General features: G+C 71.9%; 16 protein-coding genes and 1 pseudogene. 16 read left to right on the plus strand and 1 reads right to left on the minus strand.

Annotated elements, in window-relative coordinates:
* Positions 1 to 93: 93 nt before the first annotated feature.
* The 3 genes and pseudogenes from ABZ642_RS08060 (at position 94) to ABZ642_RS08070 (ending at position 2,037) form a co-directional block, all read left to right on the plus strand.
* Positions 94 to 651 (plus strand): hypothetical protein, encoded by a 558-nt coding sequence (locus tag ABZ642_RS08060; protein WP_360478979.1) that lies wholly within the window; start codon positions 94 to 96, stop codon positions 649 to 651.
* 118 nt (positions 652 to 769) lie between these two features.
* Positions 770 to 1,000 (plus strand): annotated as a pseudogene (locus tag ABZ642_RS08065) (transposase); the annotation flags it as partial.
* 155 nt (positions 1,001 to 1,155) lie between these two features.
* Positions 1,156 to 2,037: an alpha/beta hydrolase gene (locus ABZ642_RS08070; protein WP_360478982.1), complete on the plus strand. Its 882-nt coding sequence runs from the start codon at positions 1,156 to 1,158 to the stop codon at positions 2,035 to 2,037.
* 31 nt (positions 2,038 to 2,068) lie between these two features.
* On the opposite strand, the gene ABZ642_RS08075 is transcribed toward ABZ642_RS08070, so the two are convergent.
* Entirely contained in the window at positions 2,069 to 6,142 is a 4,074-nt protein-coding gene (locus ABZ642_RS08075) for a discoidin domain-containing protein (protein ID WP_360478985.1), read from the minus strand.
* Positions 6,143 to 6,428: 286 nt separating this feature from the next.
* Between ABZ642_RS08075 and ABZ642_RS08080 the strand changes: the two genes are divergently transcribed.
* The 13 genes from ABZ642_RS08080 to ABZ642_RS08140 all read left to right on the plus strand — a co-directional run bounded on the left by ABZ642_RS08080 (position 6,429) and on the right by ABZ642_RS08140 (position 21,653).
* Positions 6,429 to 8,543 carry a glycoside hydrolase family 27 protein gene (locus tag ABZ642_RS08080; protein WP_360480135.1) on the plus strand — a complete coding sequence of 705 codons (2,115 nt, stop codon included), beginning with the start codon at positions 6,429 to 6,431 and terminating at the stop codon, positions 8,541 to 8,543.
* Between the two features lie 14 nt (positions 8,544 to 8,557).
* On the plus strand, positions 8,558 to 9,847 hold the full coding sequence (locus ABZ642_RS08085) for an extracellular solute-binding protein (protein WP_360478987.1): 1,290 nt from the start codon (positions 8,558 to 8,560) through the stop codon (positions 9,845 to 9,847).
* Between the two features lies 1 nt (position 9,848).
* Positions 9,849 to 10,784, plus strand: coding sequence for a sugar ABC transporter permease (locus ABZ642_RS08090; RefSeq protein WP_360478990.1), 936 nt, complete (start codon positions 9,849 to 9,851; stop codon positions 10,782 to 10,784).
* Entirely contained in the window at positions 10,784 to 11,632 is an 849-nt protein-coding gene (locus ABZ642_RS08095) for a carbohydrate ABC transporter permease (RefSeq protein WP_360478992.1), read from the plus strand. The genes ABZ642_RS08090 and ABZ642_RS08095 overlap by 1 nt, the downstream gene beginning before the upstream one ends.
* A complete protein-coding gene (locus ABZ642_RS08100) occupies positions 11,629 to 13,674 on the plus strand; it encodes an alpha-galactosidase (protein ID WP_360478995.1) in 2,046 nt (681 codons plus the stop codon). Before ABZ642_RS08095 ends, ABZ642_RS08100 begins: the two co-directional genes overlap by 4 nt.
* Positions 13,675 to 13,714: 40 nt before the next feature.
* Positions 13,715 to 14,488, plus strand: coding sequence for an SDR family oxidoreductase (locus tag ABZ642_RS08105; RefSeq protein ID WP_360478998.1), 774 nt, complete (start codon positions 13,715 to 13,717; stop codon positions 14,486 to 14,488).
* 40 nt (positions 14,489 to 14,528) lie between these two features.
* Positions 14,529 to 15,272 (plus strand): FadR/GntR family transcriptional regulator, encoded by a 744-nt coding sequence (locus ABZ642_RS08110; RefSeq protein ID WP_360479001.1) that lies wholly within the window; start codon positions 14,529 to 14,531, stop codon positions 15,270 to 15,272.
* Positions 15,269 to 16,414 (plus strand): galactonate dehydratase, encoded by a 1,146-nt coding sequence (gene dgoD, locus ABZ642_RS08115; RefSeq protein ID WP_360479004.1) that lies wholly within the window; start codon positions 15,269 to 15,271, stop codon positions 16,412 to 16,414. Before ABZ642_RS08110 ends, dgoD begins: the two co-directional genes overlap by 4 nt.
* On the plus strand, positions 16,414 to 17,220 hold the full coding sequence (locus tag ABZ642_RS08120) for a hypothetical protein (protein ID WP_360479007.1): 807 nt from the start codon (positions 16,414 to 16,416) through the stop codon (positions 17,218 to 17,220). Before dgoD ends, ABZ642_RS08120 begins: the two co-directional genes overlap by 1 nt.
* A gap of 40 nt (positions 17,221 to 17,260) precedes the next feature.
* Positions 17,261 to 17,896: a bifunctional 4-hydroxy-2-oxoglutarate aldolase/2-dehydro-3-deoxy-phosphogluconate aldolase gene (locus ABZ642_RS08125; protein ID WP_360479009.1), complete on the plus strand. Its 636-nt coding sequence runs from the start codon at positions 17,261 to 17,263 to the stop codon at positions 17,894 to 17,896.
* On the plus strand, positions 17,893 to 18,897 hold the full coding sequence (locus tag ABZ642_RS08130) for a sugar kinase (RefSeq protein ID WP_360479012.1): 1,005 nt from the start codon (positions 17,893 to 17,895) through the stop codon (positions 18,895 to 18,897). The genes ABZ642_RS08125 and ABZ642_RS08130 overlap by 4 nt, the downstream gene beginning before the upstream one ends.
* Before the next feature lie 136 nt (positions 18,898 to 19,033).
* Entirely contained in the window at positions 19,034 to 20,851 is a 1,818-nt protein-coding gene (locus ABZ642_RS08135) for an ABC transporter ATP-binding protein (RefSeq protein WP_360479015.1), read from the plus strand.
* Between the two features lie 136 nt (positions 20,852 to 20,987).
* On the plus strand, positions 20,988 to 21,653 hold the full coding sequence (locus ABZ642_RS08140) for an NUDIX domain-containing protein (protein ID WP_360479018.1): 666 nt from the start codon (positions 20,988 to 20,990) through the stop codon (positions 21,651 to 21,653).
* The last annotated feature ends 117 nt before the right edge of the window (positions 21,654 to 21,770 follow it).

Raw genomic sequence — 21,770 nt, forward strand, 5'->3', positions numbered from 1 at the left:
CCTCACCATGATCTGACCGCTCGACCAGCCGGGGGCGGTCTCCCTGAGCGGGACCGCCCCCGTCTTCAATTGCCGTACTCCTTAGGAGCACCGTTGTCCTGCACTTCGTCATCCCCCTTCGCTCGCGCCGGTCTCACTGCCGCACTCCTCCTACCCACCGCCTTCCTCGGCGCCTGTTCCGTCATCGGCGGCGCGAGCTGCGACGGCACGAAGGACGAACTCAAGCGCCTGGCGACACAGCCGCTGCTCGACGCGGCACCCGCCCACGCCAAGGCGCCCTCCAACTACCACAACCTGGGCATAACCACCGCCTGCGACGACGACAGCAGCGGACAGCCCTGGCTGCACGCCGACCACATCTACGCCTTCGCAGGCGACAACTCGGAGGTCATCGACCACTACACCAAGGCAGCCGCCGCGGCCGGCTGGCGGTTCGAGCGCGACCCAGACCCCGCGGCTACGGCCCCCGAAGTGGAGGGCGCCTGCTGGACCAGGACCGAGAAGGGCCGACACCTGCTGCTCACCGTCGACTTCCGTACCGGCGCCTACTCGCCCGCACCCGAAGTGGGCACGGGAATCGCCTACGAGGTGTCGATCGGCACCACACCGGACGGAAACAACGACGACAACGAAGCCACCTGCTGGCACTAGCACTCCAGCAGCACTTTGACGTCTTCCCTGGTCAGAAGCGTTCTGGGCGAGTGTAGAGGGCGGGACTGTCCTAAAGATTGTGTATGCACCGGTGTGAGGGGCCCGGCTGGACCGGGATCTGGCCGAGCAGTTGATCGAGCGGGCCCGCCGCGAGGGAGTGAACCTGGTAGGCGAGGGCGGGCTGCTGTCGGGGCTGGTCAAGCTGGTCCTGGAAGGAGCCCTGGAGGCCGAGATGACCGAGCATCTCGGCTACGAGAAGGGCGATGCGGCCGGCACCGGCTCGGGCAACTCCCGCAACGGAACCTCCCGCAAGACGGTGCTGACCGACGTCGGTCCGGTCGAGCTGGACGCAGTCGTCATGATCGACGCCATCGTCGTGAAGATCCGCGACGTCCGCCGGCCGCGGGCTCGACTCGGCCGCGCGTTTCGCGGGACCGGTTTCGGGGTCGCTGGGGGAGGACGATGCGCGTGCGCGTGATCGGCGGGACCTGGCAGGATCCGGGTATGCCGATTGCCGACGTGTCGCCCGGAGTGTCCCTCGCCTACGACGGTTTCGGTGATCCCGGGGACCCCGCGGTGCTGCTCGTGATGGGCTTCGGCGCTCAGATGATCGCCTGGCACGAGGACTTCTGCCGTGCGCTGGCCCGTCGCGGCCGCTATGTGATCCGGTACGACAACCGCGACAGCGGTCTGTCCACCAAGTTCGACGAGCACCCGGTCGACGTCGGCCGGTTCCTCGACGCGGTGGGCTCGGGAGACATCCCGGCCGCCCTCGCGATGGTCCCCTACGGACTGCCGGACATGGCCGAGGACGGCCTGGGTCTGCTCACCGCGCTCGGCATCGAACGCGCGCACGTGGTCGGAGCGTCGATGGGCGGAATGATCGCCCAGACGATGGCCATCTCCCGGCCCGAGCGGGTGCTGACGCTGACGTCGATGATGTCCTCGACCGGCGAGAGCGAATACGGCCGGCCGACTCCCGAGGCCCAGGCCGTGCTGCTCGGCCCGAAGCCCCGGGACCGCGAGGGGTACATCGCCGCGGCGGAACGGGAACTGGTGTGGGCGTCCAGGCGCTACGGCGACCCCGCGGCCCTTCGGGAGATGGCCGCCGACAGTTACGACCGCGCCTACTACCCCGCCGGGGTGGGACGTCAGCTCGGCGCGATCATCCTCGGCGGTTCACGCGCGGAGGCACTCCGGAAGCTCAGGGTGCCGACGCTGGTGATCCACGGCCTGGACGACACGCTGATCGACGTCAGCGGCGGACAGCGCACCGCCGACCTGGTGCCGGGCGCCGAACTCCGCCTCATCCCCGACATGGGCCACGACCGCCCGCGCCAACTCTGGCCCGAGATCATCGACGCCGTCGTGGCCCACACCAGCTGAGCAGGCAGGCTGAAGGCCGACCTCCCGGGGGCTACGGGGCCGTGGTCCGGGGCACGTTGTGACCCTCGACGCGCACGCTCGGCTGTGAGACCGGCACGTCGGCCGGCCAGGAGGTGGTGACCGTCCGTGATTCGCCGGGCAGCAGCCACAGGTAGTTGTCGCTGTAGAGGGTGGGCAGGACCCGGTGCCCGGAGCGGGCGTCACGGAGCGAGACGCGGAGCATGGCCGCGACGGACGAACCGCGGTTGGTCACCCGGGCGGTGACCGTGTGCCGTTGTCTCCTCACGTCCCGGTCGGTGCCGGTGATGTCGACCGAGACCCGCGTCCGTTGCAGCCGGTTCATGGCCTGCATGGCCTCCGGAGCGCGATAGCGCCAGTAGGTGTTCTCCGAGAGGAGCGTGTTGCGCGCGTCCGTGAGACGCAGACGCAGCAGGTGGAGGTCCGGCAGCCCGTCGTCGTCGCCCGCGGTGAACGCGGTCGTGGCGGCGGACGGCGCGATGTCGACGTTCGCGTGCCGCTCGGGGGCGATCTGGTGGCCGGACAGGTCGTACCGGCGTGCCACGACCGTCGCGCCGCTGATCGGCCGCGCGGTGTGGTTGACGGCGATCACCCGGCCGTCGACGGGACTTGCCTGCACATGGACGGGTTCGGCGGCCTTGCGGACGCCGTAGTAGGCGCCGTTGACGTCGAAGTCGTAGTCGTACGTCTGCCACACCGTGCTGTACCAGGCGGGATGCGACATCCACAGCATCAGTCCGCTCGCGTCGTCCCAGAGCCGGTCGTTCCAGGCCTCGAACATGGCGCGGAAGTTCTCGTAGTTGACGAACTGCGCCTTGCGGCAGAAGTCGTCCAGGTCCGTCGCCGTGCCCAGCCGTGACTCGATGGCGGCCCGGTAGTTCTGCGGGGCCTGATTCCCCTTGGTGCTCCAGTCGTGGTAGTACCAGGCACCGCCGACGGGCCACTCCGGCTCGTCGCCGACGAGGTTGCGCATCGTCTCCGCGGTGGACACCACCGGCATGCCGATCTCCGTGTGGAAGCCGAAGGTCCCGCCGCCGTAGGTCGCGGCGGAGTAATAGCGTTCCGGCTCGACCCAGCCGTAGGGGCCGCCGCCGGAGACGATCCCGGCCGCCGAGTTGTTCTGGTAGAGGACGGCGGGCGCCTCCGCCCGGACCGCGGCCCGCATGCCGTCGTCCACCGGGCCGGGCGGGTTGCCCTCGTTGGCACCGCACCACACGGCCACGCTCGGGTGGATGCGATAGCGCCGTACGGTGTCCTGGGCCAGGTCGAGGAAGAGCTTGTGGTCCGGCGGATCCATGCCCCAGGCGTTGGGGAAGTCGTTCCACACGAGCAGGCCGTGTTCGTCGCAGCTGGCGTAGAACTCCTCGCGGTCGGAGCAGCCCACCCAGTTGCGGATCATCGTGAAGTTCATGTCGCGGTGCATCCGCACGGCCGTGTCCATGCGTGCCGCGGGCATCCGCCGCAGCAACTCGTCCCAGCCCCAGTTGCCGCCGCGGCAGAACACCCGGACGCCGTTGACGCTGATCTTCAGCGGCACGGTGGAGTTGTCGACGGACTCGACGTCCCTCCAGTCGGAGCCGTTGTCGGAGACCTGGATCGTGAACGTCTTCGCATAGGCCTGCTCCCACAGCAGCAGCACCCGGTCGAACCGCACCGGCGAGCCCAGGTCGACCTGGATCCACTGGTCGTCCTCGTAGGTCGAGGACCAGCGGGTGTCGGGATTCCCGTCCACCGCCTGGGCGGCCCGGGTGCCGTCGCTCTCGGAGGACGCGGTGGCCTCCTTGCGCAGGGCGAGGTCGGTGCCCGGCGAACCGCTGTCCACGACGGACAGGCTCCACAGCGACGAGCCCCAACTGGTCGCCCGGGTACGGCAGAACACCCGCACGTACCGGGCCGTCGCCGCGGTCAGCTCGACGGTCTGCAGGCTCGCGGCGCCGGACGTCCGGAACGGGAGCGGGACCGCCGTGTTGTCGACGCCGCGTACATCGGTCCACTCGGTGCCGTCGGCGGAGGCCTGGACGGTGTACGTCCCGGCGTAGGCCCGCTCCCAGGTGACGACGACGCGGTCGAAGGCGACCTGGGACCCCAGGTCGACCTGGATCCACTGGTCGTCCTCGAAGGCCGAGGACCAACGGGTGCCGGCGTCCCCGTCGGTGGCGTTGCCCGGCGCGTTCCCGGGATCGTCGACGGAGGAGGCGGTGGCCTCCCGGTGCAGGGCCAGGTCGTTCGTCGGCACGGAGCTGTCCAGCACGGAGAGGCTCCACATGGACGAGCCCCACTCCGTCGCGCGGGTGCGGCACAGGACGCGCACGTACCGTGCCGTGCGCCGGGTGAAGTCCACGGTCTGCGCGTACGCGTCGCTGCCCGTCTGGAAGGTCAGCGGCACCTCGTACGCGTAGCCGAACTGGCGTATCCCGAAGCGGGTGGTGCGCCGGTCGCTCTCCACGCCGTCCAGGGAGGCGGTCAGCGTCAGCCGGTGCAGGGTCGGCTCGCCGTAGCCGTTGGGCCACCACAACTCAGGGTCCTTCAGGCGGAGCTGGGGGTACTCGGCCGGGGTGAAGACGACGTCGGTGCTCTCGCCTTCGGCCACGGTGACCGTCCGTGTCACCCGCACCTTCCCGAAGGCCGCCGCGACGGTGATCCGCGTGGCGCCGGTGCCGGCGTTGCGCACCGGGACCACCACGGTCAACTCCGCCGTGCCGGTGTCGGGCAGGTCGGGCAGCGCGGTGTCCACCCGCGGGTCGCCGAGGACCGCCGCCCCGGTGGAGCGCAGCCGTACGTGGTTCCAGATGCCGGCCGCCCGGTCCCGTACCGCGGGCATCCAGTCCCAGCCCGAAGAGGCCAGGTAGGTCGGCGAGTTGCGGTTCATCATGTTCGCGCCCGCGTCCACGAACGCCAGCCCCGCCGGGCCCTTGTCCCCGGGGCTGCCGGGGAACGGCATCGGGGTGATCCGGACGGCGAGGGCCTGCTCGCCGTCGCCGAGCAGCCCGGTGACGTCGTGGGCGGCACGGGCGAAGGGGGAGGTGACGTCGCCGACCCGGGCGCCGTTGAGCCAGACCTCGGCCTTGTGGTTGATCCCGTCGAACTCCAGCCAGACATGACGTCCCGAGCCGGTGCGCAGACCCCTGGGGAGACGGAACTCGCGGCGGTACCACCAGGAGTGCCGGGAGAGCGCCTCCGGGACGTGGAGGTTGCCGAAGCCGGCCACCGGGTCGGGCAGCCGGCCCTGCTCCACCAGCGAGCCCAGCACGGTGCCGGGGACCGTGGCCGGCAGCCAGCGGCTGGTGTCGACCGACGGCCTGGACAGCGCGGCACCGTCCCCGCCCGCCCCATCGTCGGTCGTCAGGTCCCAGCCGGACTCCAGCGGAACCGTGCCGTCCGTGTCGACCCGCAGCGGTTCGGGGGTGCGGCGGTGGGTCTCCCAGTCCGTCCAGCCGGTCACCTCGGGGCGCGCGGTGCGGCAGGTGCCGTACACCTGGAGGCCGTTGAGGCCCAGCGGGTTGCTGTTGGAGCGCTTGTGGACCGTCATGCGCACCCAGCGCGCGGTGGCGGGCTCGGCCAGGGCGATCTCCATGATCCCGCCGGTGCCGGACTCGGTGCGGTACACCGTGGTCCAGGACCGGTGGTCGGTGGAGGTCTCGACGACGAAGCCGACCGCGCAACTCGACAGGATCTCCTGCCCGGTGGTGTTGTCCCGGGGGCTGCCGCTCGGTGACTCGGTGAACGGCGGATCGTCCGCGGTCGCTTCGAAGACGAGCCGGAGCGACTCCACCCGGCACTGCGCCTGGAGGTCGACGGAGATCCACTGCGGATCGCCCGCCGCGGCCCGCCATCCGGTGCCCCGGACGCCGACGGTGTCGAGACCGTCCACGGCGAACTCCGCGGGCGTGGGCGCGTAGTCGGTGGAGGACACCGACACCGGCCGGTAGGCGGCGAGCTCGCCCCGTGAGGCATCCGGGTGCGGCTGTCCGGATCCTGCCGTGGCGGCGGTGGCGAGCGGGCCGACACCGAGCCCGAAGCCGGCCAGCAAGGTGGTGCCGGCGGAGAGAACGGCACGACGGGAAGGCGAGGTTGACTGATCCGACATGGACGAGCGCTCCGATCGGGGGAGTTCGAAGAACGGCACAGCCGGGAACACCAGACGATGACAACGTTGCCATGGCTTCTGACAACGTTGCCGAACACTGCACCGCCGCAGTGACCCTGTCAAGGTCCTGTGCTCGCTTCCGTCTGGCTTCTATTAAATTAGTAATTAATCTTGACAGTGTTTCGGCCACAGGCCACAGTCATCGCCGTGACGTCGTAGGCCTCTGCCGCGGAGCGGCCCGCGTCACGTTCTCCTGCATCCCACTCCCCGGGAGAGGTACGTGACTTTGCACCCGCCCGTACACAGACCCACGCACCACCGGTTCACCCGGCCCGCACTCGCGGCCGCGATCGCGGCGGTCCTGGCCGCCACCGTGACCCCCGACGCCGTCGCCGTGACGGCTGTCGACCAGGGCGCACCCGCCTCCTACGACAGCGGCCTCGCGCCCACTCCCTACATGGGATGGAACACCTACTACGGACTGGGGGCGCCCACCGAGAAAGAGGTGCGCTCCGTCGCCGACCGGCTGGTGAGCAGCGGTCTGCGCGACAGCGGATACGACATCGTGTGGCTGGACGGCGGCTGGCAGGCCGACAACCCCCGCGACGCGCAGGGGCGGTTGGTCGCCAATCCGGACCGCTTCCCGTCCGGCATCCCGGCCCTCGTCTCCTACCTGCACAAGCGCGGACTGCGAGCCGGCATCTACACCGACGGCGGCACCTACGACGGCGGCAAGAGCTGCGGCCTCGGCAGCCGTGGGTACTACGACCAGGACGCACGGCAGTTCGCGAGCTGGAAGATCGACGCGATCAAGGTCGACTTCCTCTGTGGGATCGGCGCGAAGCTCGATCCGGGGCCCGCCTACAAGGAGTTCAGCGACGCGGTCGCCAAGTCCGGCCGCAAGATGCTGCTGAACCTCTGCAACCCGCTCACCGACGACTGGGGCCTGCCGCACACCCCCGAGCAGGACGCCCACAACACCTACGTCTACGCCCCGGCGATCGCCGACTCCTGGCGCACCGGCACCGACATCGCCTGGGGTACCCCGAGCCCCGGCGAGTGGCCCAACATCCTGCGCAACATGGACGCCAACGCCTGGCACCCCGAGGCGCAGGGCCCCGGCCACTACAACGACCCGGACTACCTCATCCCCATGCGGAAGATGACCGACGGGTCGTACGAGCTGACGCAGGAGGAGTCCACCAGCCAGTTCGTGATGTGGGCCGAGATGGGCTCGCCGCTGGTGCTGGGCTCCGACCCGCGGACGCTGTCCGACTCGATGCTCGCGACCCTGCGCAACCCGGAGATCATCGCCGTGGACCAGGACCCCCTCGCCGTCCAGGGCGTGCGGGTCGCCACCGACTCGGTCGGTGACGTCTACAGCAAGGTGCTGCGGGGCCGCGGACAGCGCGCGGTCGTCCTGCTCAACCGGTCCGACCAGCCCGCCCAGCGCACCGTGCAGTTCTCGGACACCGGCCTCGGCGGCCCGGTGCGCGTCCGTGACCTGCGGGCACGTGCCGACCGGGGCACGCACACCGGGTCGTACACCGTCGAGGTCCCCGCGCACGGCACCGCGTTCCTGAAGCTCACCGGCGCCGACGCCCTGCCGGGCACCGACCTCGGTGTGACGGCCACGGCGAGCCCGGCCGTGACGAGCGGCGGCGCCACGTTCTTCCGCGGGCCGCACGGCTCGCTCGTCGAGAAGGCGGACGGCGGGGCGCGGGACCTCGGCGGTCCGGTCCGGGGCCAGATCCTCGGCCAGCCCGCCGTGTACGCCTCCGCCGGCGGCCGGATCGACGTCTTCGTACGCGGCGCCGACTCCCGGGCCTACCGGCGGGTCTACGCCGACGGCCGCTGGGGGCACTGGCAGTCCCTGGGCGGGCAGTTGACCGACGCCCCCTCCGTCGCCTTCACCGATCCCGCGCACTGGACGCTGTTCGCGCGCGGCACCGACGGCACGGTCGCCCAGCGCGGGCCGGTGTCCGGCTGGTCCTCGCTCGGCGCGCCCGGCGACCGGCAGGTGTACGGCCGCCCGTCCGCCGTCGTCGACGCGCAGGGGAGCGTCCACGTCGCCGTACGCACCGCCGCGGACGACGTGTGGACGCGGACCCGGGACACCTCGGGACAGTGGTCGGACTGGGCCGCGCTCGGCGGGACCGTCAGCGGCAGCCCGACCCTGGTCGTCGCCGGGGACGCGGTGCTGCTGTACGTGCGGGCCGCCGACTACACCCTCTGGCAGCAGCGGTACAGCGACGGCGCCTGGCAGGGCTGGAGCAAACGGCAGGAGTTCCCGAGCGCGGCCTTCGACGGCGCACTCGGCGCGACCGCCGGCCCGGACGGAGCCGTCGACGCGGTGTTCCGCGGCGTCGACGGCCACGTGTACCGCACCCGACTCAAGTGACTGAGGAAACAACCATGGCCAACCAACAGCCCAGCCGACGCCGGTTCCTCGCCGGACTGGGGGCCGCCGGGACAGCGGCCCTGCTCAGCGGCTGTGTCACCGACAGCTCCTCCGCCAAGGGCTCCTCGAAGGGCGCGGTGACCCTCCAGTCCAACCTGTCCGCCCCGCAGGCCAAGGCCGCGATGGAGGACCTGGTCGCGGCGTACGGGAAGAAGGGATCCGGCAAGGCGAGTCTCAACACGGTCGCCGCCGAGACCTTCCGCACCCAGCTGCCGACCTACCTCACCTCGGCCAACCCGCCGGACGTGTACACCTGGTACCCCGGCTCGGTGGCGGACGCCTACGCGAAGAAGAACCTGCTGCTCGACCTCGACGAGGTCTGGGCCTCCTCGCCCGACCTCAAGCGCTACTCCAAGGCGCTGAACACGCTCTGCACCGCGAGCTCCGGCAAGAAGGTCTTCGTGCCCAACACCTATTACTGGTGGGGCATGTTCTACCGGAAGTCCCACTTCGCCAAGTGGGGCGTGAGTGAGCCCACCAGCTGGGACGACTTCCTCGACCTGTGCGACAAGCTCAAGAGCAAGGGCGTCGCGCCGATCGGACTCGGTGCGGGCGGCAACACCCCCTGGGTGGCGTCGGCCTGGTTCGACTACCTGGACATCCGGATCAACGGCGCCCAGTACCACCGTGAACTCCTCGCCGGGAAGCACCGGTTCGACGACCCCGAGGTGCGCAAGGTCTTCGACCGCTGGCAGGAGGTGCTGCCGTACTTCGACCCGAACGGCACCGCCGTCGCCTTCCAGGACGCGACGACCGCCCTGCTCAACGGCCGCAGCGGCATGATGCTCATCGGCACCTTCTTCGCCGACGCGGCACCCAAGAGCGCCCTGGACGACATCGACTTCTTCCGCTTCCCGGTCATCGACTCCAAGGTCCCGCTCGCCGAAGAGGCGCCCGTCGACGGCTACTTCGCCAGCGCCCGGACCGGCCGCGGCGACCAGGTCCGCGACCTGATGAGCTATCTCGCCACGGCCGAGGCCCAGGAGATCTACATCAAGGGCTCCTCCGGCACCGTCCTGCCCTGCAACCCGGACGCCAAGGACGCCGGCACCGCGCTCGTGAAGAAGGGCCGTGCGCACGTCGACGCGGCCGCCGAGATCACTCAGTTCTTCAACCGGGACTCCAGTGACGCCCTGCAGCCCACCGCGGACACCGCGCTCACCAAGTTCCTGGCCAAGCCCAAGTCGGTCGGGAGCATCCTGACCGACTGGCAGCGGGACGCCGAGAAGATCTGGAACGCCTGAGATGGCCGTCCTGACCGCGCCCGACCGGAAGTCCCCGGCCCGCCCGCCCGTACGTGGCGGGCGGGTCCGGGGGCCCCGGCGCACCCCGCCCCTGGTCCTCGCCTTCGTCCTGATCCCGCTCCTGGCCGAGGCCGTGTGGGTGTTCTGGCCCGCCCTGCAGGGCTTCTACCTCGCCCTCACCAAATGGGACGGCGTCTCCCCGCCGCAGTTCGTCGGCCTGGACAACTTCCGGGAGATGGCCCACGACGACGTCTTCCGCAGCGCGGCAGGCCACACCGTGCTGTGGCTGGTCCTGTTCGGCGGACTCTCCGCCGTACTGGGCCTGGCCGCGGCGCTGCTGCTCCAGCAGGAGCGCCGCGGGGTCGGCTTCTACCGGGCCGCGCTGTTCCTGCCGGTGGTCTTCTCCCTGGTCGCCACCGCCCTCGTCTGGCAGGCGATCTACCAGCCCGACGGCGTCCTGAACCGGCTGTTGCAGGGCGTGGGCCTCGGCAGCCTCCAGCACGCCTGGCTCGCCGACCAGGACACCGCCCTGTACGCGGTGATCGTGCCCGCGCTGTGGCGGCAGATCGGCTACGTCATGGTGCTGTATCTCGCCGGCCTCAAGGGCATCGACCCGGCGCTCTACGAGGCCGCCAAGGTCGACGGCGCGAGCGCCCTGCAGCGCTTCCGGCACGTGACCCTGCCCCAACTGCGCAGTGTCAACGCGGTCGTGCTGTCCGTCATCGTCATCGACTCGCTGCGCTCCTTCGACGTCGTCTGGTCGCTCACCCGCGGCGGCCCCTACCACTCGTCCGAACTGCTGAGCACCTACATGTACTCGACCGCCTTCCAGTCGCTGCGACTCGGCTACGGCTCCGCCCTGGCCGTCGTCATCTTCGTCCTCGCCTTCGGGGTCATCGCCTCCTATCTCGTCCGCGCGTTCCGGGAGGCCGACTGATGTCCGCCGACTCGACGGCACTGCGCCGCCGGCGGGCCGCCACCGCCGGATTCCACCTGGGCGCCGGTGCGCTGGCCGTGCTGTGGCTGCTGCCCATCGTCCTGGTCCTGGTCACCAGCCTGCGTACCTTCGACGACATCGCCGCCCACGGCCTGGGCAGCTGGCCGCACTCCTTCACCCTCGGCAACTTCGGGCAGGCCTGGACCGACGGCGGCCAGCAGCGCGCGCTGATCAACAGCCTGCTGGTGACGATCCCCAGTGTCCTGGTGACCCTCGCGCTCGCCGCGATGGCCGCGTTCGCCCTCAGCCGCTACGAACTCCCCTTCCGGCGCTCCCTGTTGCTCCTGATGCTCGGCGGCAACCTGCTCCCGCCGCAGATCCTGCTCATCCCGGTGTCCAAGCTGAGCGAGCTGATGGGCGTCTACGACACCCTGCCCGCCCTCATCGGCGTGCAGATCGGCTTCGGCGTCGGCTTCTACGTCTTCGTCCTGCACGGGTTCATGCGGTCGATCCCGGTGGAGATCCAGCAGGCGGCGGTCGTGGACGGCGCCGGGCCGTGGCAGATCTTCTGGCGGATCATCCTTCCGCTGACCCGGCCCGCCCTGGCCGCCCTCAGCGCCCTGTCCTTCACCTGGATCTTCAACGACCTGCTCTGGGCGATCACCGTCCTGCGCAGCGACACCAAGATGCCGATCACCGCCGCCCTCATCGGACTCCAGGGCCAGTACGTGTCGATGTGGAACGTGATCGCCGCCGGATCGGTCATCGCCGCCGCGCCCACGGTCGCCGTGTTCCTGCGCTTCCAGCGGCACTTCGTGGCCGGACTCAACCTCGGAGCGGTCAAGTGACCCACCAACGCTGGACCTTGCGCACGGAGCACACCTCCTACACCGTCCGCCTCTCTCCGGACGGCCCGTGGGCCGAGCTCGACGCCTGGGGTCCGCTCGGCGTCGAGGACGGGCCGTCCGCCCTCGACTGGTCCCACCGCACCCACTTCATCACCCCCGCCGACGCGGCCCCGGCCGAGTATCTGCCGTACGGACTGCGGCCGTTCACGGGATCCGAGCTGATCGCCGGGGCGGAGCGGGGCGTGTGGTGGGAGTTCGACGGCGCGCAGGAGACGGAGGGCGCGCTGCGGCTCGCCTTCACCGACGAGACGATCGGGCTGCGCACGGTCCTGTGCTACGAGACCGTGCCGGGCACCGATGTGATCCTGCGCTGGACCGAGTTCACCGCAGCCGGGGAACTCCGCCTGGAACGGCTCGACTCGGCCGCCGTGAACATCCCGGTGGCCGGCGCGGCCCGGCTGACGTACCTCTGCGGCCAGTGGTCGCAGGAGTTCCAGCTCACCCGACTCGACCTCACCCGGGGCACGTTCACCATCGGCAGTCTCCAGGGCGCGCCCGGACACGCGTACGCGCCCTGGCTGGCCGTGCAGAGCGAGGAAGCGGCGTACGGAGTCGCCCTCGAATGGCCCGGCAACTGGCACATCACGGCGGAGGCCGAGCCGGGCGGCGCCGTGCGGGTCCGCGCCGGCCGGGTCCCGCACGAGGGCGCCGTCCTCATGGCCCCGGGGGAGACCCTCGCGACCCCCCGTCTCGCCTGCGCGTTCAGCCCGGACGGCCTCGACGGCCTGTCCCGGGTCTGGCACCGCTACGAGCGCCGGCTCACCGGCGACCGGCTGCACCGCCCCCGCAAGGTGCTCTACAACTCCTGGGAGGCCACCGGCTTCGACGTCGACGCGGCCGGACAGCTGGAGCTGGCGAAGGCGGCCGCGGACATCGGCGCCGAGCTGTTCGTCGTGGACGACGGCTGGTTCACCGGCCGCGCCGACGACACCGGGGGACTGGGCGACTGGTATCCGGACCCCGAGGCGTTCCCGGAGGGCTTCGACCGGTTCGTGCGGGACGTCCGCGGCCTCGGCCTGGACTTCGGGCTGTGGGTCGAACCGGAGGCGGTCAGCCCCGGCAGCCGGCTGTACGCCGAACACCCCGAGTGGGTCTACCGCGTCGACGGCCGCCCCTCCCGGCTGGTCCGCAACCAGCTCCTCCTCGACCTCGGCCGTACCGACGTCCAGGAGTTCGTCATCGGCACCCTGGACCGGCTGCTCGGCGACTACGACATCGGCTACCTCAAGTGGGACATGAACCGCCCGCCCACCGAGCGCGGCCGCCCCGGTGCCGGTCCCGTCGACCTGGACGCCGAGCACGTCGCCGGATACCTGCGCGTCCTCGACCACCTGCGTGCCGCCCACCCGGACGTCACCGTCGAGGGCTGCGCCGGCGGCGGCGGCCGGATCGAGCACGCCACCATCGCCCGCACCGACGTCGTCTGGCCCAGCGACAACACCGCGCCCCTGGACCGGCTACGCATCCAGCACGGCTTCCTGCACGCACACGCCCCGCACCTGATGAGCTCCTGGGTCACCGACGCCCCCGGAATCCTCGACCCGCGGCCGCGCAGCCTCGCCTTCCGCTTCGTCAACGCCATGTGCGGGGTCCTGGGGATCGGCGCCGACCTGCGCGCTTGGACACCCGGTCAGCAGGCCGAGGCCGCCCGGTGGATCGCCCGCTACAAGGAGATCCGGGACGTCGTCCACCACGGCGAGGCCCGGCTGCTCGGCACCCCGGACGACACCAGCTGCGGAGTGCAGTTCGACCACGGTGACCGTACCGTCGTCGCCGCGCTCTCCACCGGCCGCCTCGACGGCGCACCGCTGCTGGCCGGCCGCCCCGACCGGCTCCGGCTGCGGGGCCTGGACCCGGCGGCGCGCTACCGGGACACGGCGACGGGAACGACGTACGGCGGAGCCCATCTGCTCCACTACGGCCTGCCGTTCGCCTGGAGCGCCGATCACGATGCCGACCTGGTGGTGCTGACCCGCCGGTAGGACACATATGTTTCCTGCAGCTCACCCTCTAAGGAGCCCGATGGACCAGTCCGTACGACGGTACGGTGCCCGCTTCACCGGCCGTACCGCCGTGGTGACCGGAGCCGCCTCCGGCATCGGCGCCGCCACCGCCGAACGCCTCGCCCGGGAGGAGGCCGCCGTCGTCCTCGTCGACATCGCGGACGAACGCGGCCAGGCCGTGGTGGACGGGATCACCAAGGACGGCGGCCGGGCCCGGTACGTGCACGCCGATGTCGCCGCCGAGGACGACTGGGCCCGGATCGTCACCGCCGCCCATGCCTACGGCCCGGTCGACGTGCTCGTCAGCAACGCCTACACCGTCGACGTCGTACCGGCGCACGAGCTGTCGGCCGAGTCCTGGCAGCGGCAGCTCGCCGTCAACCTCACCGCGAGCTTCCTCGGCTTCAAGGCGGTCCTGCCCGACCTGCGGGCCGGCCGCGGGGCCGTGGTGCTCACCTCGTCGGTGCACGCCCACGCCGGCATCCCCGGACACCCCGCCTACGCGGCGGCCAAGGGCGCACTGCTCTCCCTGTGCGGGCAGCTCGCCGTCGAGTACGGGCCCGAGGTACGCGTCAACGCGGTGCTGCCCGGGCCGATCCTGACCGGCGCCTGGGACGGGGTGACACCCGCGGAGCGGGAGCGCAGCGTGGCGCAGACCGCCGCCCGCCGGTTCGGCACGCCCGAGGAGGTGGCCGCGGCGATCGCGTTCCTCTGCGCCGACGAGGCCTCCTTCATCACCGGGTCCAGGCTGGTCGTGGACGGCGGCTGGAGTGTCGTGAAGGACTCCGTGTGAGCGCCGCCGAACCACGTCGTGAACAGAAAGGCTGTACGACATGACGCCCTACGCCCGCCGCGGTGTGCACGGCCAGACCGTGGAGGCCCTGGCGCGCCGCATCCTGGGCGGCGAGATCCCGGAAGGGGCCACGCTCGACCTGGTGGCCCTGCAGAGCGAACTCGACGTCAGCCTCACCGCCCTGCGCGAGTCCCTCAAGGTGCTCGCCGCCAAGGGCATGGTCGACGCCCGCCAGAAACGCGGCACCTTCGTGCGGGCCCGAGCGGACTGGAACCTGCTCGACGCCGACGTGCTGCGCTGGCAGTTCGAGGGCGCCGGTACGGCCGACGCCGACCGGTCGCTGCTGTACAACCTCGCGGAGGTCCGGGCGATCATCGAACCGGCCGCCGTCCGGCTCGCCGCCCAGCGCCGCACCGAGGCCGACCTCGTGGCCCTGGAGAATGCCCTGGACGCCATGGGCCGGCACGACGCCGCCGACCCGGGCCACGCGGTGGACGCCGACCTCGCCTTCCACCGCGCCCTGCTCGCCGCCACCCACAACGAACTGCTCGAACGCATGGAGATGGTGATCGAGTCGGGGCTCGCCCACCGCGACCGCATCGTGCACAGCTCCCCGCACAGCGAGCCCCCCGTCCCAGCCCACCGTGCCGTCCTGGACGCCGTCCGCGACGGCGACCCCGAGGCGGCCGAGCGCGCCATGCGCGCCCTGCTCGACCAGGCGGGCCGCGACCTGGCCCGGCTCGACGGCACCGACGACGACCCGAAAGGCAACGGCGGCCAGTGAAGATCGAACGAATAGAGACCTTCCTCGTCCCGCCACGCTGGCTGTTCTGCCGCGTCGAGACCGACGAAGGCGTGGTGGGCTGGGGCGAACCCGTCGTCGAGGGCCGCGCCGAGGTCGTGCGCGCGGCCATCGAGGTGCTCGCCGAGTACCTGGTGGGGCAGGACCCGCTGCGCGTCCAGGACCACTGGCAGGTGCTCACCAAGGGCGGCTTCTACCGGGGCGGCCCCGTCCTGTCCAGCGCCGTCGCCGGACTCGACCAGGCGCTGTGGGACATCGCCGGCAAGACCTACGGCGCGCCCGTGCACGCCCTGCTCGGCGGTCCGGTACGCGACCGGGTCCGGGTCTACGCCTGGGTCGGCGGCGACGAACCGGCCGAGCTCACCGAGCAGGTCGCGGCCCAGGTGGAGGCCGGCTTCACCGCGGTGAAGATGAACGCCGCCGGGGCCACCTCGCCGATCACCACGGCGTCGGAGACCGCGGCCGTGGTCGCCCGGGTGGCGGCCGCCCGGGACGCCCTCGGCCCCGACCGCGATGTCGCCGTCGACTTCCATGGCCGCTTCACCGCCGCGAGCGCCCGCCGCGTCCTGACCGAACTCGCCCCCCTGCACCCGCTGTTCGTGGAGGAACCCGTCGTCCCCGAGCAGGGCCACCTGCTGCCCGGCCTGGTCACGGCGAGCCCGGTACCGCTGGCCACCGGTGAACGCCTGTACTCGCGCGCCGAGTTCCTGCCCGTCCTCGCCGCCGGCATCGCGGTCGCCCAGCCGGACCTGTCCCACGCGGGCGGCATCTCCGAGGTGCACCGCATCGCCTCGCTCGCGGAGACCTACGGCGCGCAGCTCGCCCCGCACTGCCCGCTCGGGCCCATCGCGCTGGCTGCGAGCCTCCAGGTCGCCTTCGCCACACCCAACTTCCTGATCCAGGAGCAGAGCCGGGGCATCCACTACAACAAGGACGCCGACCTCCTCTCCTACCTGGTCGACCCCGAACCCTTCCGGTTCGTCGACGGGCACGCCCGGCGCGGTGACGCTCCCGGGCTCGGCATCACCGTCGACGAGGCGGCCGTACGCGCGGCCGACCGGGCCGGCCACCACTGGCGCAACCCGGTGTGGCGGCACCCCGACGGCTCGTTCGCGGAGTGGTGATGGACGTCCTGACCGACCTCGCCCACGGCGGCCGCTGGACCTCGCTGCGCCACGGCGGCCGCGAATGGCTGTGGCGGCGCGAGGCCGACGGACGCGACGGTGTGGCACCGGGCGACGCGTTCGTGGACGCGGGGGGACTGGAGGAGTGCGTCCCCACCGTGCGCGGCACCCCCGACCACGGGGACGCCTGGTCCCGGGCCTGGACCCGGGAGGGCGACGGCGAGCGCGTCCACTGCGAACACTTCACCCTGACGCGCGAGCTGACCGGTACGGCCGACGGTGTGCGGGCCGACTACGTCCTGACGGCCGAGCCCGGCTTCCGCTTCCTCTGGGCCGCGCACGCGCTGCTGGACCTCTCCGAGGAGGCCGTGGTGAAGGCCCGGGACGGGGCGCCGACCCGACTGTTTCCGGAGGCGGCGCCCCTGGTGGACCGCCCCTGGCCGGACGGCGCCCGCTGGCTGGAGGGCGCCTGGCCCGCGCCGCTGGGACTGCGACTGGACCGGTTCGGGCCGGACGACGGGACGGCGGCCGGTGCCGTGGTGGCGGGCGGCCGGTGCTGTGTGCACGACGAGGGGGACCGGCTCTCCTTCGCCCTCGAGGCGGAGGGACAGCCCCTCTCCGTCGCCCTGTGGCGCAACCTCGGCGGCTTCCCGGCCGGCCGGCCCTACCGCAGTACGGGCGTCGAGCCCATGCTCGGCCGGGTCTTCGACCTCGCCGACGCGGGCCCGGACGACGCGGCCCGCGTCGGCGCCTCGGGCGAGGTCCGCTGGCGCCTCACCGTGAGCGCCGCCTGCCGCTGCCCCTGAGCGCCCCCTGAGAAACCGAACCGTAGAAGGAGCCCTGGCCGTGGATCTACGAGCCGCCCTCATCTCCCGCCGCCTGCTCGCCATCGTGCGCGGCACCGATCCGGACGCCGCCCTGCGCACCGTGCTGACCCTGGCCGAGGAGGGCATCGAACTGATCGAGGTGTCCCTCAGCGGCACGGACGCGCTCGCCGTCCTGGCCCGGGCCCGCAAGGAACTGGGGCCCGAACGGCCGCTGGGCGCCGGCACCGTGCTGACCGCCGCCGACGCGCGGGCCGCCCACCACGCGGGCGCCACCTTCGCGGTCGCCCCCGGCCTCGGCGCCGGCGTCGACACCGCGCTGGAGCTCGGCATGCCGGTCCTGGCGGGCGTGCTGACCCCCACCGACGTCATCGCCGCGCAGGCCCGGGGCGCGGCCGCGCTGAAGCTCTTCCCCGCCGCCGAGGCCGGGGGAGCGGCCTATCTGAAGGCGTTGCGAGGTCCGTTCCCCGACGCCGTGCTGGTCCCGGTGGGCGGTGTCGACGTGAGCGCCGCCCGGGCCTACCTGGCCGCCGGGGCGACCGCCGTCGGTGTCGGCTCACCCCTGGTCGGTGACGCGGCCGACGGCGGCACCATCGCCGGACTCCGCGACCGGGCCCGGGCGTTCCTCGCCGCCGTGGCGGAGGACGGGCACGCATGACGGCACCCTGGCGGCCGGCCCCGGGACGGGTCGTCTGCGTCGGCGAGACCATGGCGGCCCTGGCCCCCGACCCGCCCCGGTCGCTCACCGACGCCGAGCAACTGCGGCTGTCCACCGCGGGCGCCGAGTCCAACGTGGCCATGTACCTCGCGGACCACGGCATCCCGGCGCTCTGGCTCTCGGCCGTCGGCGACGATCCGCTGGGCCACCGGGTACGTGCGGCGGTCGCCGCCGCCGGGGTCGACGTCAGCCAGGTGCGCACCGACCCGCACCGGCCCACGGGCCTCCTCGTCAAGAACCCCGGCCCCACCGGAACCCGCGTCCACTACTACCGCACCGGCTCGGCGGCCTCGGCCCTGGGCCCGGACCTGCTGGACGGCGAACCGCTGCGCTCCGCCGCCCTGCTGCACCTCACCGGCATCACCCCTGCCCTCTCGCCGTCCTGCCGCGACCTGGTGACCCGCGCCCTCGCCGCGCCGGCCGGCGAACGGCCGTACGCCATCAGCTTCGACGTCAACCACCGCGCCGCCCTGTGGCCGGACGGCACGGCGCCCGGGGCCCTGCGCGCGCTCGCCGACCGGGCCGACATCGTGCTCGTGGGCCTGGACGAGGCACAGCGGCTGTGGGGCGACGACCTGACCGTCACCGGCGTGCGGGACCTGTTGCCCGGTCCACGGATCCTGGTCGTCAAGGACGGCGCCCGGGCCGCCACGGCCGTCACCGCGGACGGCTCGTGCACGGTGCCCGCGCTGCGTACGAGGGTGGTGGAACCCGTGGGCGCGGGCGACGCGTTCGCGGCCGGCTTCCTGGCCGGGCTGCTGCACGGCGGGACGACGGCCCGTGCCCTGCGGCTCGGCCACATCACCGCGGTCTCCGCGCTCAAGGTGACGGGGGATCACGGTCCGTTGCCCGAACCGGCGGAGACCGAGCGGCTGCTCGGCCTCGCGGACGGTGACTGGGAGCGGTACGAGGACGGGATCGACCGCGTGTTCGCACCGTAGCCGCCGTCCGGAAAACACGTGGACTGCGTGACCGTCGTCACGGCACACTTCCCTTTCCTGACCTGCCGATTCGAGGCCGCCGCAGACCATGCGCCGGCCGGCTCGGCATGCCGTACGACGACTACACAGGGTTGACATGACATCCTCAGTCGATTTACCTGCGAGCGGACCGCGAAAAGGTGCCGTCGTGCTCGCACTTCGTTACTACGGACGGGAACTGGCGCGGCTCAAGCGGTTCACCCTGCCCGGAATGCTGCTGCCGGCGCTCGGCAACATCGGAATCAACTACGGGGCCCCGCTGGTCGTGGCCAAGCTGGTCGGCCGCATCGCCGACGGGCACGGCCTGGGCTTCGGTGCCGCACTGCCGTACGTCCTCGGCTTCGGCGGTGTCCTGCTCCTGGCGGAGGTGTTCTGGCGGATCGGTCTGCACTGCCTGAACCGCCTGGACGCGCTCGGCATCGAGCAGCTGTACGTCATCGGTATGGACGAACTGTTCGCCAAGGACTCCGCGTTCTTCCACGACAACTTCGCCGGGTCGCTCACCAAGCGGGTGCTGAGCTTCGCCACCCGTTTCGAGGAGTTCGCCGACACGCTCACCTTCAACATCGTGGGCCTCTTCGTTCCCCTGCTGTTCGGGTCGGTGGTGCTGTGGCGCTACGAACCGCTCCTGGTCGTCGCGCTGTTGACGATGATCGCGGTCACCGCGGTGTGCGTGGTGCCGCTGATCCGGCGGCGGCAGCGGCTGGTCGCCCAGCGGGAGGAGGCCATCGCCCGGGTGTCCGGTCATGTCGCCGACAGCCTGATGAACATGGACACGGTCCGGGCGTTCGCCGCCGAGCGGCGGGAGGCCGCCGAACACCGGTCCCGGGTGGCCGAGTCGAGGCGGCGCACCCTGCGCTCCTGGGACTACGGCAACCTGCGCATCGACACGTTCGTCGCACCGATGTCGGTGGCGACCAACGCGCTGGGCCTGCTGCTCGCGGTGGGGCTGGCCGGCGGCGGCCACGGTGTGGAGGCGGTCGTGGTCGCGTTCACCTACTACAGCAACGCGACCCGGATCATGTTCGAGTTCAACCAGATCTACCGGCGCATGGAGAGCTCCATGACGGAGGCGGCCCAGTTCACCGAGCTGCTTCTGGAGCCGCCGACCGTGCTGGACCCGGTGACCCCGGAGCCGCTCGCGCCGCGGGCCGCCGACGTCCGGTTCGAGAAGGTCTCCTTCACCCACGCGGGTGCCAAACCGCTGTTCGAGGGACTTGAGCTGGACGTGCCCAGCGGCTCGAAGTTCGGGTTCGTCGGCCGGTCGGGCGGCGGCAAGACCACGCTCACCCGGCTGCTGCTGCGGATGACCGACATCGACGCCGGACGGATCACCATCGGCGGTCAGGACATCAGCCGGCTGCGCCAGCGCGACCTGCGCAGCCAGATCGCCTACGTCCCGCAGGACCCGGCGATGTTCCACCGCACCCTGCGGGAGAACATCGCCTTCGCCCGGCCCGACGCCAGCGACGCCGAGATCCGGCTCGCCGCCGAGGCGGCCCACGTCACGGAGTTCGCCGACGCGCTGCCGGACGGCTTCGAGACGATGGTCGGCGAGCGTGGCGTCAAGCTCTCCGGCGGCCAGCGCCAGCGGGTCGCCCTGGCCCGGGCGATCCTGCGGGACGCCCCGATCCTGCTCCTGGACGAGGCGACCAGCGCGCTGGACTCCGAGAGCGAGATGCTCGTCCAGGAGGCGCTGTGGCGGCTCATGGAGGGGCGTACGGCACTCGTGGTGGCGCACCGGCTGAGCACGGTCGCCTCCATGGACCGGCTCGTGGTCCTGGACCGCGGCCGGATCGTCGAGCAGGGCACGCACCACGAACTGCTCACCGCCGAGGGCGCCTACGCCAAGCTCTGGCAGCACCAGTCGGGCGGCTTCCTCGACGAGGGCCCGACACCGGCCGAAGTGCACTGAGCGCTCCACCGGAGGTGCGGGGGTGCGTCACGCAGGTCTGCCGGGCCGGCTCGGAAGACGCCTGCCGGACGCGGGCGGGTGGTACACAGGTGATCATGAGCCATGTGAACGCCCCCGCCCGCCCGGCGGACCTGCGATGACCGCCGGGACCGACACCCCCGACCGCCGGGGCCGCACCGGACTCGACCGCACCGGCCTGGACCTGACCGGCAACCCGCGCGTGCGGGTCCGGGAGGTGAAACTGCTGTCCAGCCACTGGTACGTCGAGCGGGCGACCACCTTCGACTACCGGCACGCCGACGGCACCTGGCACACCGAGGAACGCGAGACCCACGACCGCGGCAACGGCGCCACCCTCCTCCTCTACGACGCCGAGCACGAAACCGTCCTGCTCACCCGCCAGTTCCGCTTCCCGGTGTACGTCAACGGCCACCCCGACGGCATGCTGATCGAGACCCCGGCGGGCCTCCTGGACGCCGAGGACGAGCACCCGGAACACGCGGTCCGCCGGGAGGTCGTCGAGGAGACCGGCCACACCGTCGGCGACGTCCAGCACGTCTTCGACGTCTACATGAGCCCCGGCTCGGTCACCGAACGGATCTCCTTCTACGCGGCCGCCTACACCCCCGCCACCCGCACCCACGAGGGCGGCGGCCTGGACGAGGAGGGCGAGGACATCGAGATCCTCGAACTCCCCTTCCGCCGCGCCCTGGAGATGATCCGCACGGGCGAGATCGCCGACGCGAAGACCATCATGCTGCTGCAATGGGCGGCCCTGGACGGCCCGTTCGCGTCCAAGTGAGACCAGCCCCCGCGCCCTTCCGAGGACGCGGGGGCTAGCTCGCTGTAGCGCCCCTTCAGGGGCGCGGGGAACTGCGCGACCGGCCACGACGGGACCGCAGCCGCCCGACGGCCTCGC

Source organism: Streptomyces sp. NPDC007157, from assembly GCF_040634235.1.
In the GTDB taxonomy this organism is placed as follows: domain Bacteria; phylum Actinomycetota; class Actinomycetes; order Streptomycetales; family Streptomycetaceae; genus Streptomyces.

What these genes read in the sequence shown, in the direction of transcription:
- ABZ642_RS08070 (WP_360478982.1), top strand. Translation starts at nt 1,156, where the DNA reads ATGCCGATTGCCGACGTGTCGCCCGGAGTGTCCCTCGCCTACGACGGT.
- ABZ642_RS08075 (WP_360478985.1), bottom strand. Translation starts at nt 6,142, where the DNA reads ATGTCGGATCAGTCAACCTCGCCTTCCCGTCGTGCCGTTCTCTCCGCC.
- ABZ642_RS08085 (WP_360478987.1), top strand. Translation starts at nt 8,558, where the DNA reads ATGGCCAACCAACAGCCCAGCCGACGCCGGTTCCTCGCCGGACTGGGG.
- ABZ642_RS08090 (WP_360478990.1), top strand. Translation starts at nt 9,849, where the DNA reads ATGGCCGTCCTGACCGCGCCCGACCGGAAGTCCCCGGCCCGCCCGCCC.
- ABZ642_RS08095 (WP_360478992.1), top strand. Translation starts at nt 10,784, where the DNA reads ATGTCCGCCGACTCGACGGCACTGCGCCGCCGGCGGGCCGCCACCGCC.
- ABZ642_RS08105 (WP_360478998.1), top strand. Translation starts at nt 13,715, where the DNA reads ATGGACCAGTCCGTACGACGGTACGGTGCCCGCTTCACCGGCCGTACC.
- ABZ642_RS08110 (WP_360479001.1), top strand. Translation starts at nt 14,529, where the DNA reads ATGACGCCCTACGCCCGCCGCGGTGTGCACGGCCAGACCGTGGAGGCC.
- ABZ642_RS08120 (WP_360479007.1), top strand. Translation starts at nt 16,414, where the DNA reads ATGGACGTCCTGACCGACCTCGCCCACGGCGGCCGCTGGACCTCGCTG.
- ABZ642_RS08130 (WP_360479012.1), top strand. Translation starts at nt 17,893, where the DNA reads ATGACGGCACCCTGGCGGCCGGCCCCGGGACGGGTCGTCTGCGTCGGC.
- ABZ642_RS08135 (WP_360479015.1), top strand. Translation starts at nt 19,034, where the DNA reads ATGACATCCTCAGTCGATTTACCTGCGAGCGGACCGCGAAAAGGTGCC.
- ABZ642_RS08140 (WP_360479018.1), top strand. Translation starts at nt 20,988, where the DNA reads ATGACCGCCGGGACCGACACCCCCGACCGCCGGGGCCGCACCGGACTC.